Annotated in this window: 18 protein-coding genes and 1 tRNA gene; 14 read left to right on the top strand and 5 right to left on the bottom strand. The window is 34.9% G+C overall.

The window, feature by feature from the left end:
• The first annotated feature begins 113 nt into the window (after positions 1–113).
• Positions 114–830, top strand: a complete 717-nt coding sequence (locus HX005_RS15965) for a UDP-2,3-diacylglucosamine diphosphatase (protein WP_286378115.1) — start codon at positions 114–116, stop codon at positions 828–830.
• 1 nt (position 831) lies between these two features.
• On the opposite strand, the gene HX005_RS15970 is transcribed toward HX005_RS15965, so the two are convergent.
• A complete protein-coding gene (locus HX005_RS15970) occupies positions 832–1,068 on the bottom strand; it encodes a hypothetical protein (RefSeq protein ID WP_147305722.1) in 237 nt (78 codons plus the stop codon).
• Positions 1,069–1,978: 910 nt separating this feature from the next.
• Here HX005_RS15970 and HX005_RS15975 point away from each other — a divergent pair.
• From HX005_RS15975 to HX005_RS15985, 3 genes are all read left to right on the top strand, one after another.
• Entirely contained in the window at positions 1,979–2,248 is a 270-nt protein-coding gene (locus HX005_RS15975) for a YARHG domain-containing protein (RefSeq protein WP_373431889.1), read from the top strand.
• 53 nt (positions 2,249–2,301) lie between these two features.
• Positions 2,302–2,715 (top strand): HIT family protein, encoded by a 414-nt coding sequence (locus HX005_RS15980; RefSeq protein ID WP_286378116.1) that lies wholly within the window; start codon positions 2,302–2,304, stop codon positions 2,713–2,715.
• Between the two features lie 256 nt (positions 2,716–2,971).
• Entirely contained in the window at positions 2,972–4,051 is a 1,080-nt protein-coding gene (locus tag HX005_RS15985; RefSeq protein ID WP_286378117.1) for a porin, read from the top strand.
• Positions 4,052–4,210: 159 nt separating this feature from the next.
• Here the strand turns inward: HX005_RS15985 and HX005_RS15990 are convergent, their stop codons facing one another.
• Entirely contained in the window at positions 4,211–4,579 is a 369-nt protein-coding gene (locus HX005_RS15990) for a 5-carboxymethyl-2-hydroxymuconate Delta-isomerase (RefSeq protein WP_107010125.1), read from the bottom strand.
• A 172-nt stretch (positions 4,580–4,751) separates the two neighbouring features.
• Positions 4,752–6,020: a site-specific integrase gene (locus HX005_RS15995; protein WP_286378118.1), complete on the bottom strand. Its 1,269-nt coding sequence runs from the start codon at positions 6,018–6,020 to the stop codon at positions 4,752–4,754.
• Between the two features lie 160 nt (positions 6,021–6,180).
• Between HX005_RS15995 and HX005_RS16000 the strand changes: the two genes are divergently transcribed.
• The 3 genes from HX005_RS16000 (at position 6,181) to HX005_RS16010 (ending at position 7,072) form a co-directional block, all read left to right on the top strand.
• Positions 6,181–6,257 (top strand) — tRNA-Ile (locus HX005_RS16000).
• Between the two features lie 425 nt (positions 6,258–6,682).
• Positions 6,683–6,841 carry a hypothetical protein gene (locus tag HX005_RS16005; protein WP_286378119.1) on the top strand — a complete coding sequence of 53 codons (159 nt, stop codon included), beginning with the start codon at positions 6,683–6,685 and terminating at the stop codon, positions 6,839–6,841.
• A gap of 9 nt (positions 6,842–6,850) precedes the next feature.
• Positions 6,851–7,072 carry a helix-turn-helix domain-containing protein gene (locus tag HX005_RS16010; protein WP_286378120.1) on the top strand — a complete coding sequence of 74 codons (222 nt, stop codon included), beginning with the start codon at positions 6,851–6,853 and terminating at the stop codon, positions 7,070–7,072.
• 3 nt (positions 7,073–7,075) lie between these two features.
• On the opposite strand, the gene HX005_RS16015 is transcribed toward HX005_RS16010, so the two are convergent.
• Entirely contained in the window at positions 7,076–7,327 is a 252-nt protein-coding gene (locus HX005_RS16015; protein WP_286378121.1) for a helix-turn-helix domain-containing protein, read from the bottom strand.
• A 102-nt stretch (positions 7,328–7,429) separates the two neighbouring features.
• Between HX005_RS16015 and HX005_RS16020 the strand changes: the two genes are divergently transcribed.
• The 6 genes from HX005_RS16020 (at position 7,430) to HX005_RS16045 (ending at position 9,999) form a co-directional block, all read left to right on the top strand.
• On the top strand, positions 7,430–7,969 hold the full coding sequence (locus tag HX005_RS16020; RefSeq protein WP_286378122.1) for a hypothetical protein: 540 nt from the start codon (positions 7,430–7,432) through the stop codon (positions 7,967–7,969).
• Between the two features lie 26 nt (positions 7,970–7,995).
• Positions 7,996–8,298, top strand: a complete 303-nt coding sequence (locus tag HX005_RS16025) for a hypothetical protein (RefSeq protein WP_286378123.1) — start codon at positions 7,996–7,998, stop codon at positions 8,296–8,298.
• Between the two features lie 24 nt (positions 8,299–8,322).
• On the top strand, positions 8,323–8,772 hold the full coding sequence (locus HX005_RS16030) for a YfjT/YkfB family phage-associated protein (RefSeq protein WP_286378124.1): 450 nt from the start codon (positions 8,323–8,325) through the stop codon (positions 8,770–8,772).
• A gap of 77 nt (positions 8,773–8,849) precedes the next feature.
• A complete protein-coding gene (locus tag HX005_RS16035; RefSeq protein WP_286378125.1) occupies positions 8,850–9,383 on the top strand; it encodes a hypothetical protein in 534 nt (177 codons plus the stop codon).
• Entirely contained in the window at positions 9,364–9,705 is a 342-nt protein-coding gene (locus HX005_RS16040) for an SH3 domain-containing protein (RefSeq protein WP_286378126.1), read from the top strand. The genes HX005_RS16035 and HX005_RS16040 overlap by 20 nt, the downstream gene beginning before the upstream one ends.
• 60 nt (positions 9,706–9,765) lie before the next feature.
• Positions 9,766–9,999 (top strand): hypothetical protein, encoded by a 234-nt coding sequence (locus tag HX005_RS16045; protein WP_353622000.1) that lies wholly within the window; start codon positions 9,766–9,768, stop codon positions 9,997–9,999.
• 155 nt (positions 10,000–10,154) lie between these two features.
• Here HX005_RS16045 and HX005_RS16050 read toward each other — a convergent pair whose 3' ends face one another.
• Entirely contained in the window at positions 10,155–10,634 is a 480-nt protein-coding gene (locus tag HX005_RS16050; RefSeq protein ID WP_286378127.1) for a hypothetical protein, read from the bottom strand.
• A 253-nt stretch (positions 10,635–10,887) separates the two neighbouring features.
• On the opposite strand from HX005_RS16050, the gene HX005_RS16055 reads away from it, so the two are divergent.
• On the top strand, positions 10,888–11,592 hold the full coding sequence (locus HX005_RS16055) for a hypothetical protein (RefSeq protein WP_286378128.1): 705 nt from the start codon (positions 10,888–10,890) through the stop codon (positions 11,590–11,592).
• The last annotated feature ends 87 nt before the right edge of the window (positions 11,593–11,679 follow it).

Below are 11,679 nucleotides of genomic sequence, written 5' to 3' on the forward strand. Positions count from 1 at the left end.
CCTCCTTTAATAAAGGAGGGAGTAAAAGCTCAGACACGAATGGATGGGAAGTCCCCCTTAGAAAAAGGGGGATTTAGGGGGGATTAGTCTATAGCCATAGATTAGGAAAAAAAGTGACCCATCTGTTTATCGCTGATTTACATTTGTCACCTGATCACCCTCGACTCGTTCGGGGGTTTTTAGATTTACTTGAACAATATCAAGATAAAAACACACAACTCTATATACTGGGTGATTGGTTCAATGCTTGGATTGGTGACGATTACACTGCACCATGGTTAGATGAAATTATTGAGCATTTAAAACAATTTACTCAAGCTGGAAATAAAATCTATTTCCAAGTTGGAAATCGTGACTTTGCTTTAGGTCAAAAATTTTTAAATCGTTTTGGTGGCATTCTTTTACCCGAAACATATAGTTTCACTATGGGTACACAAAACATTCGTCTTGAACATGGCGATGCCTTATGTACAGATGATATTTCTTATCAACGTTTTAAAAAAATTATTCGTAATCCAATGATACTGGGTATTTTAAAAAGCACTCCTTTGAGTTTTAGACAAAAACTTGCCAATGGTTTTCGTCAAAAAAGTCGTGAATCTCAACAACATAAATCTTATGAAATTATGGATGTAAATGCTCAGGCTGTAGAAAAAGCCCTCAGCGATGTTGATATTCTAATTCATGGGCATACGCATCGCCCTGCGATTCATAACGAATTTGGTAAACAGCGGATTGTTTTGGGTGACTGGCGTCAAAATCAAGCAAAAATTTTAGAGATTAATTCAATCCGATTAGCAGATGATGATTTAAAAACATGGAAATATTAATTTAACTTTCTGAAATTTTTTTAAGCTGATTTAAATAAAACATCATTTTTTCATTTGCTTCCAAGCGACTTAAAGTATTTGCAATCCAAAAAGTACAAACTTCATTTTCATATTTTATTACAAACCTTTCATAAGTGATGTGTTGCCCTGTTGCCTTGTCTTTAGCAAGAAAATGATTAGATTTCTGTCCTTTAAGTAGTTGGCTACCATGCCAACTGCCACCTATACATATATTCATATAATTACTTTTTAAGATTAATTGTGAATACTTACTGTACACTATAAACATCATTATTTATTTTTGTTTCACTCTATTATTAACCAATACTTAAATTGTAATAATAAAATTTTCTATAAATAAAAATGAATAGATGCCAGTTTGAGTGATTTTTGATCGCAATTTATTACAGTTACAATAACTATAAACTGAGTATCAAGCTTAATCACATATAAAATATAGGCGATATAGAATGAAAATAAATACCTAAAAAAGGTTATTTTTCTTTAAATTTTTATATATTTTAAAATAAAGTTTATTTTTTATTCTTACTTAAGCACCAATCAATTACCATGTATCAAAAATTAAAGGCTTCACAATCGAAGCCTTTCACAGTACTTTTACAGCATATGCATAGCAATCACTGTCACCAATAAAATGAGAGCTAAAAACAAATAAGTGTCTACCGTATTAAAACTTTTTATGAATTTCCACATAGCCGATCTACAAAAAAATTTCGCATATTTTAATTAATTTCAAAAAAAATGCAAACCAGTTATCATTTCAAACCCAAAAAAGCTAAATTATTTTATCCATTTTATTGCACCACAAAAAACATCTTTTGATAGGTTTACAGCAGTATGTATAAAGATGATTCTATTCATTGATTTATATATCCCAATGCAGTGAATTCACTATGAGATAAATAAATCGACAAAAAAAGCAGAATAAGGCAAAACACGAGCTTCTATAAATATTTTTTTCAAGGTTAAATTAACAAGTTATTGATATATAATAGTATTACATACTATATGAATGAATTATGGAGTAAAATTACACTCGAATAATTTTTCATCATTGAAAATGAAAGATTGTCCCCTATAATCTAAATGATAAGTGACAATCCAATATGTCCAATTGAGGTTAACTCATGAAAAAACTTTATGTTGCAACACTTAGCTTAACAGCAATGCTGATCGGTTCATCTACTTTTGCAGCAGATCCTGCACAAGAATGTAAAAAACTCCAAGATGACTATAATGTCATTTATGCATCGAAAGGTTTTTGTTTTAAAGATCCTGAAGCTAAAGCTAAATTTGGTAATGATAATTGCTTTACCTCAAAACCTAAGTTTTCAGATAAAGAACAGCAAAAGCTTGATCAAATAGCAGCTCGTCAAAAAGAACTAAATTGTAAATAGCTGTTATAGTAATAATTAATACGTTAAAACAGTCATTTAGCAAGGAGTAAAAGATGACTTACGATGATCAAAATATATTTGCACGAATTTTACGTAATGAACTTCCAGCAATCAAAGTTTATGAAGACGAATATGTTCTTGCATTTATGGATATTATGCCTCAAGCCGATGGTCATACTTTAGTCATCCCCAAAACCCCAGCAGTCACCTTACTTGATTTACCCCCTGATGCTGCCGCATATACCATTCAGATTGTACAAAAAATTGCCAAAGCAATAGAAAAAGCACTTGGTGCTGAAGGTATTGTCTTAATGCAATTATCAGGTACTGCAGCAGGTCAAACTGTGCTACATGTACATTTTCACTTAATTCCAAGCTCAGTACATGAACTTGGTAAACACGCAGCACAATTAGGTGATCAAGAAAAAATTAAAACATTAGCTGAAAAAATTAAAGCAGCTCTTTAATTTTGGCATCTCTTAATAGAGAAAATAAGAGGCATCTATTGCCTCTTTTTTATTTGTATTCATTGTCTATTTTAGTAATTTTTTTGATTGATTTGGTTTTTCGTCATCAAAATGTCATCTGGTCTTCACCCATTTGTAACAAAGTTTGCAGATACTGCATCCAAGTGAGTAAGTCTCGTAAAAATTTGTTTCTTGCTTACTCAATATAAAAAAGTGACAGGCTCATGCCCGACAGAATCGATTTGGAGAAATCTCAATGAAAAAAGTGCTACTCGCTGCCGCAGTTGCATCATTCGGCTTAAGCGCAGCGCAAGCAGCGCCAACATTGTACGGTAAGCTCAATGTTTCGTTAAATCAAGTTCAAAATTACGATTTTGCAGACAACGATGAAACTCAATTAAATTCAAATGCTTCTCGTATTGGTGTTAAGGGTGAAGAAGCATTAACTGATAATATTGCTGCTGTATATCAAGCAGAATGGGCAGTTTCAACTGATGGATCAGGTTCAGATACAGATTGGAGCGCTCGTAACCGCTTCTTAGGTCTTAAATTTAAAAACATTGGTACAGTAAAAGCAGGTAACTACGATTCTTATTTCAAAACTGCTGCTGGTAAATATCAAGATATTTTCAATGATGATACAAACCTAGACATTACCAAAATGATGCATGGTGAAGAACGTCTAAAAAACGTTGTTGGTTTTGAAACAGATAAAAACCTTATTATTCCAGGTTTACAATTTAACCTTATGGCGCTTGTAGGCGAACATAATTCAACCGAATATACAACAAAAGAAAATGACAGCTTTAGTGGTGTATCGACGTCAATTACTTACGAAAATAAAGACATCGGCTTAGCTGCTGCAATTGCGGGTAACTTTGCAGTTCCAGGTGACTATGCGGCACTTAGCTTAAAAGATGTTGAATCTGATGCTTATCGTGTTACGGGTTCTTTAGACTTAGGTGCTTTAGGGGCTAAAGGTTTAGTCTTCGGTGCATTATGGCAACATGCTGAACTTTCAGACTCGCCTTCTGCTGCTGCATTAGCTGCGGCAAAACTCAAGCCTGAAGCTGCTTCTGCTGAAGAACAAGCATGGGCAATTACTGCGGGTTATACTATTCCAGATACTCCTGTGACATTAAAAGCACAATATCAATCTGCTGAAACCACAGCTGATAACATGGCAGACCGTAAAATTGACCAATATGGTGTAGGTGTTGACTATAACTTTAACAAACAAACGCGTTTCTATGGTGTCTTAGCACAGCAGAAACAAGATTGGAAAGCTGAAGATAAGAAAACTGTGGTTGGCGTAGGTATGGAATATAATTTCTAATCATAATCAAACCACAAAAATAAAAGGAATATGAGCAATCATATTCCTTTTTATATTTCCATTTTAGACGATATTTTTTCTCTATTGATCAATGGTTATTATTTTTAATAAAAGAGATTTAAAAACTTAAATCCCTTTTACTTTTAGATGATATCAATTTTATTTCAAAATACTGGTTTTTCCATAGACTTCTTTTGGCATTTCAGCAATTTCTACACATAATTGTACTTCTAAATGAACAGCTTGATAATTTTCAAAATTTTTCAGACATTCAAGTAATTGCGCTGAGATGAATTGACGTTGTTCTAACGTACGCCCAGTCATCATTCCTAAACGCACATGAATATATGCTTGATTGTTATCACCAAAACCAATTAAAAAATCCTGATTTGCACGAATACGTGTTTTGATATTAAAAGGATGATCGACCAAACCTGTATCAAACAAAGCATGATTCAATTTTAACATTAAATCTTGATGATCAAGTTGATCAATATTGTCTGAATATTCAACAATCATTTGCGGCATAACAATAAAACCTTGATAAAAATAAGTTTTGGTTAAGATTATACCATGATGCTTATAAGGGAAATATAAAATAAAATTCACATAAAAATATGTTCAATATTGATTTGAATATAAATTGTTTTTTTAAATAAACCATTTTTTTGTATTTATATGAGATATAAAATAAGTCGCCCTAATTATTTTGTGCTTTAAACTTCACCATAAATTCGTTCTTATAATTTTTTAAAATAATATCTTCTATTTCATTCATAGCTTCACGAATGCGTTTATCACTGACTTGGATATAAGCTGCGGTCACATCATTATCATGTTCTTTTTTATGATTTAAAAGTCTCTTAATTGTATATTGACCATAATCTAAACTTTCTGCAATAGAACCAAAAGTTCTTCGCAAATCATGAAATGTAAATTTCACATTACATAATTTATTAATTTTGGCACGAACTTTTGAAATATTTTCCAAGTGTCCTGATTTTGATCTTGCAGATGGAAATACCCAATCGCTCTGAATAGCACGTTTTCTCTTTTTCATTAACTCAAATAAAAAGTCACCCATTGGCAATATATGTTCGCCATTTTCGGGATTTTTTATTATGATATTTCCGTATATTAAATCAACATTAGACCAATGTAATGACTCACACTCCTCTCGCCTTAAACCAGTTAAAACCAGTGTTAGCAGAAAATCACGGTTTGTTTCTAACGCCTGCCCTCGATCTTCATAGCTAAAAATGGCTCGAATCCAATCTGGTATTTGATCTTCATTGATATAAGTCTTTCTTTTTCTAATTTTATTCCAAGCTTTTTTTGCACCTAAAGTATTTACTGGATTTGAAATATCTAAAATACTTTTATCATTTACATCTAAATAATGTTCAATTGAAAAATTAAACACAGCACGCAAAAAACGCATCGCTAAGTTTGCACGCGCTTTAGACCTTATGGTTAATTCCACATGCTTCTCTTGAATCATCTTACGTGTAATATCAATTAACTTAACGTCTTTCCATTCAACCAAATAATCCTCTACACACATTCTATAGTCTTCTAATGACTTCACGCCAAGTTCTCTTTCATTAATGTAGGCGTTGTAGGCGGTCATAAGCGTGGGTTGTTGTGTTTCTTTTGCATAATTTACTAATTTTAAATCTTTATCTTTTTTCTTTTCATTATTTGGATTAATACCTGCCGCCATTTGTGCAAGTAACATTTGTGCTTTTTCTCGTGCTTGTGCAGGAGTTAATTCTCCATGTCTTCCCACTAAAACGCGAACAGATGATTTACCATCACCTATTCGCCTTTCCACCACGTAAACCTTTGATGCTGTTACACGTAAAGCAAAGCCGATCAAATCTGAATCTCTATAAAAGACCTGTTTATTGGGCGATAAGGGCACAGAATCAACAAATGTTTTTGTTAGCTTTGTTTTTTGATTTGACATCGTATAGAATGCTGTTCGTTAGCAATAACATGCAATAAGTATAGCAATTTATTTACCGCCTACACAGCGCCTACAAAAAATAATATTGCAATTAAAAAAATTATTGTGTATTATGCGATTCAAGTTAAAGATGTTGATATATATAGTTTTTAACTTTATAGGGCCTGTAGCTCAGTTGGTTAGAGCAGCGGACTCATAATCCGTTGGTCCCCAGTTCAAGTCTGGGCGGGCCCACCATATTAAACCTCGTAGATCATTGATTTATGGGGTTTTTTATTGTCTACTACTTTTAGACCATCAGATTTTTCGGTCTATTTTGTGGTCCATCCGTTCGATAGTCCGCTGGTCTATCTCCAATATTTAAATCGGAATCCCAGTTAACGTTTTCTAGAACTTCGGCTTTCCACACGATTTAGGATGAGGATGAATCATCTATGATCTAGAACATCGAGACGTAAAGCGTGTGAAAAACGATTAGGCTTGGGGGAAATTAAATTTTGGGTTATTTTCCCTGTTATACCCTATAAGTAGAGGAGATTTACAGTACTGCTTTGGGGGAGAATTGACTTTATTAAGAATCTTTTTGTTTTATTCACATCCGAAATGAAATCAATTTGTCAAATATATTATTTTCATGGTCTTTAACCAATAAAGGAGTGACCATGAAAAAATATTACCCAGAACTTGATACTTTCTCTGATGTAATTGAGCGAATTCCCCATCCTCAGTGCAAACCTATTGCTCATGCGATTCGTGTGTGCAATGACCAAGATACGCCTATTGTCGCTAAGCTACATGCCATTACTTTAGCGTTGCTCTAGGGGGTGGATATGGATGTACTCAAGCTATGGCTCATCGCAAAGCGTCAAGAAATGGGAATATCTCAGTATGAACTTGCACTGCGTCTAGCTCAGCCTGTCGAATATGTCGAACGCATCGAGGAAGGTGTATATGTCCTTGAGTTAATCAAATATCTACAGTATTGCCAAGCGTTGCAGGCTGATCCTTATGAGGGAATTCAACTCATTGAATTAGCTCTCATCAATGTGTGAGCCTTATTTATTTCCTTTCAAGGCTTGCTGAACAAGGTCTAACCCTGTTTGAGGTTCGATCTTCAAGCTACGACAGTACCAAACATATTCCACAACATCTAAACGACGCTCACCTTGTTCTACTTTTTGGATATACGAGTGAGGTTTGTCCATGCGTTCAGCCAATGCACGCATAGAGAGTTGTTGGGATTCCCTTTCTTGTTTCAACCATTGAGTCAAAACTTGCATTTCTTGGGTATTGATACTTGCTGTCATGTACCTATTATCGATACAATGTCCAATGTACCCAAAAAAGGTACATCACACATAATATATTGATTACTTGCAAAAAATGACGATGTCTACATAGGATGTTTCATGGGTTTTTCTAATTTACTCAGCTCTGCACTCACCGCAGTAGCAACTTTGTCGGGAAATCCCGATGTACAACAAGCTGCTCATTCCGCCAATGAACTAGTCATGTCTTACCAGACACAGCAACAACAGAACATGGCGAATCGTATCTTGAATTCACCTGATGGTATCGCACCCTTTACAGAAAAAGGGCAAACCGTATGGCGAGCATTACAATACAACGCCAATGGAGAAATTATTGGTTTTGCTGATTTTGCCACAAAGGAAGAATATCTGATCTTGAAGCAACAGCAAGTGCTTGCTGAACAACAAAGACAGCAGGAACTTCAGGCGCAAAAAGCTGAAGCTGAACGTCGTTATGCCCTTGAACAAGCCTCTAAGCCTAAGCCCAAACAACAAGGTGATGTCTCTATTGCAGATATAGATGCTTATGGCGGTATGGTCAGTTCGATTGAACAGGCTGCATGGAAGTGTACTAAGTTTCAGGATGACACTCCACCGTGGCATCAATGTATGCAATACCACATGAACAAAGCTCGTTAATCCCTTTCGATATAAGGATAAATAATATGAAAATCCTACCCCTTCTTGCCTTTAGTTTATTGGGTCTATTAATCAGTACCAGTGCCCTTGCAAAGACTGAGAAAGTCACCCTGAAGAGTAAAGTGAACTTTGGTGGTGAAGCCATTATTTTTCAGACAACAAAAGGTGAAGTGATTCTGAATATGTATGCACTGCCTGAGAAAGTCCTGAAGCAGATGCAACCGTTCAAGAAAGGTCAATGCCTAGAGATTCAATCTAAACATGGTTTCTTTAACGATACTGGAGATGGTGCTTATGTACAAAGTATCCGTCCTTGCCCTAGACGATAAGTGAATTTGAGTGAGATAAATTTGATGAAGAAGTTTTTATATATTCCATTACTGGCAATGACTGGTTTTGCTCATGCTGCACCTAATGTTTGGCAAATGAGTTCAACACAAGGCTTTGTCGAATATTCTGTTCAAGATAGCAAAGGTAATACGTTATGGGTGACCTGTAATGAGGGTGCTGGGGATGAATATGATCATTCTGCTCGCTTAGAGACCAAGCGTAATAGCTATGAAAATACCGACTCTACCTATCCTCTGACTTTCCGTTTCGATGGTAAGACTTCTGCTGCGCCATCTGCTTCAACAAAATGGCGTAATGGTGCAAATGCGTGGTATGAGTTCTCACAAGGAATTGCCAAAGCGAAGAAAATCGATGTGTTCCTGAATAATAAGAAGGTCACCACATTTACTCCAACACCACAGAGTATTCGAGCAGTGGCTAAACATATCTCGACGTGTAAGGCGATGTTCTAAGTTCATATTCTCAACATTTGAGTCCCGATACGCTCCTAGAGTTCATCGGGATTTTTTTATCTCTCAAGGAAATTCTTATGCAACCTCGTATTTATGACAAAGTCGGTCATACACTGATCCACACCTTTACTTGCAATAAGTTGTCTGTTCGTGCCCAAGGACAACTTCAGTATCAACTTTGGCAGCACAATGATCATCACACCTTTAGTTTAGCCTTGAGTGCCAATGAGTCTTCGGGTGGCTTCAGTGCTGAATTGATTGCCGTTGATCAAATCTTAGAGACATTAACCCAACTTCATCAGGATGCTAAGCCGTTTCATGCTGTTGCACTGAAGGGCTTATTCATGGGCAAATCTGTCAACAATGCTAGTTTTTTAGGAGCGGTTCTGGTGGATCAGCAGGTCATTCAGCTTCATCCTCAAACAATACGTTTACTTGAGGTCAAAGCGGATTATCAACATTGGGCAACGCAGTTGTCTCAGTACATCAAGGGTAAGGCTGAGTTAGCTGAAGGAGAAAGTACAAATAGTCCGAAACCTTTGAGTAAGAAAACCGCAAAAAGTAAGGGCAATGTAGAAATGGAGGATGATCATGCAGACCATCAAGAGTAAAGCTGAATTAGCCCAAGTGGTGAATAACACGATAAGAGCGAGTATTGCCCTGCACATGCAGACCTTATCACAACAGTATGCTGAACCTTATCAAGCCACCCGACATGGGTGGTTTATTGTTTGTGAGGATGAATGTGATTTGCTCATGCCTTTTCTGGGTCTGAGTTTTAGCCTTGCTGAAAAACTGCAATCGGGTGAAGTTGAATTTGTTGATAAAAAGCAAGACTGGTACGAGATCTATATTTTGTTGAACGACAATGAAGGCATTTTGATCTATGTTCCGACTTCGCTGCTCACACAACATCAATCCCTCAGAATCTAGAACACCTGACACAGCACAGCCCTGTCGTTTTCCTTTCCTTTTTTTATGTGAGTTATTTTGATGATAAAGCATTTCTTATTCGCTTTGGGACAAGTCGTGTCTACGCCCCATGCTTTAGCCTTAGCAACACAAAGGCAGATTGATCTGATGTACTTCTTGTATCGTCATCAAACAGGTGACTGGGGAGACCTTTGTGAGGAAGATCGGGCATCCAATGAAGAGGCACTTGTGACAGGTGCTCGTATCCTATCGAGCTATCAGATCGGACAAGAAAAAAATTTGGATCATCACTAAAGTTGATCGCAGCTTCACGGCCATCTTATTACCTGATGATTACTAGCAAGACCGTAATATAGCCCCCAAAGTTGAATTAGCTTCGGGGGTCCATATTATCTTTTAAAGTGAGTTAAAGATTTATGAGATTTTTAGATATACAGACGAATGCTCTACTAGTCCGTTGGGTTAAAAACTGGGTTCTCTTCTGTACAAAAACCTATTCTCTGAATAGATTTTTGAATTCGTAAGGGATACTGAATATTTTCTCGAATTAAAAATTCACGAGTATTTTTGAAATATCTATTAAAATTTCTTTTGGATTGATATTTATATTTTGGATATTTTTTATAGAATAGTCGCATTAATGTTTGAGTGCTATCAAAACCTCCATTATTTAGTAAGTCAAAGACAATCATATTTAAATATTCCTGCTGTTTATTATATAACCTATAATTTTCAACTGCAGGTAAATACACATTATGATGTATTTCACAACCCTCTGTATTACTTTTATACCAATCATACTTCTTCTTATATCGAGCAGCTGTAGAATAGGCTACATTTGCAATTTTCATAATTTCACTTATTGATAAATTTGGATTATCTTCTAAAATCTTAAATATAAATTCGGGTAAAAACACCTTGATGACCATAATAAACTCAACTCAGAAATATCAAATTTGATATATAAAGCCATTGAAAATAATTTTAAGATTTTTTTTAAAAAAAACCTTCAGGACACTTGAGGTGAGAATATCAAATATATCAATCCAAATCAATAACTTATAAAAATAAATACATTAATACGCCATTGTGACAAATATTAACTAGCGATAATATATTAATCACTAGCATAAATAAACAAAACCTATTTTTTGCTAATAATCAACCTAAGAGAAATTTATTATGAGTACTTTAGAGCTTCATAGCTACGAAATTGAGTCATTAAGTTTTCAAAACTTTGATAAAGCATATCTCACCAGTACAGCACAAGATGATTGTCTTACCCGACCAGAGCCAAGAGCTCATTTTATACTAGATAAAGGAAAACCACTTCTAACATCCTTGGAAGCTAGAACTAATAATTCTTGTCACCTTTTCGATATAGGTACTTATGATGATATTTCAAATATCTATTTAGAAAGATTTAGAAGTGAGTTTCCAGCATATATAGCAGCCTTATGTGAACATTTAGAAATAAGACATAGTAGTGTTTTACATATTCATAACCTAGATGGAGAATGGCTAAAAGGCATTCCTATTTTTGCAATAAAAAATGATTCTATTTCATCTCTATGCCAACCAATTAGAGATCGTAAACCCAAAACGGTTCTCATAATAGACACCAATTGGTTTCATGATGGTCCTTTTGAGGAAAATTTTTTTGGTTATTATTTACTTGATGAAAATGATTGTGTATTTGGCATGGTATTAATTCATATAACTATTGCTCTTTGGGATAGCTTAGAATCAGATGAATTAGACTTTTGTGGTTATACTGAAAATGATTATCAAGTTAAAAACTTAATGGAAAATAATTTTTACAATAAGTTGTATGCTCAATTAAAGGAAAAAGCACCTCAATATTTAGCATCAAACGATCAAGACTAAACGTGATCTAAAGAGATGGATCCGTAAATTTGAACAACTCCTATAAGTGATATTCTGCTCCTCAAATGATGTTATAAACATCAATAT

Origin of the sequence: Acinetobacter sp. R933-2 (genome assembly GCF_030325485.1) — a bacterium.
GTDB lineage: Bacteria > Pseudomonadota > Gammaproteobacteria > Pseudomonadales > Moraxellaceae > Acinetobacter > Acinetobacter sichuanensis.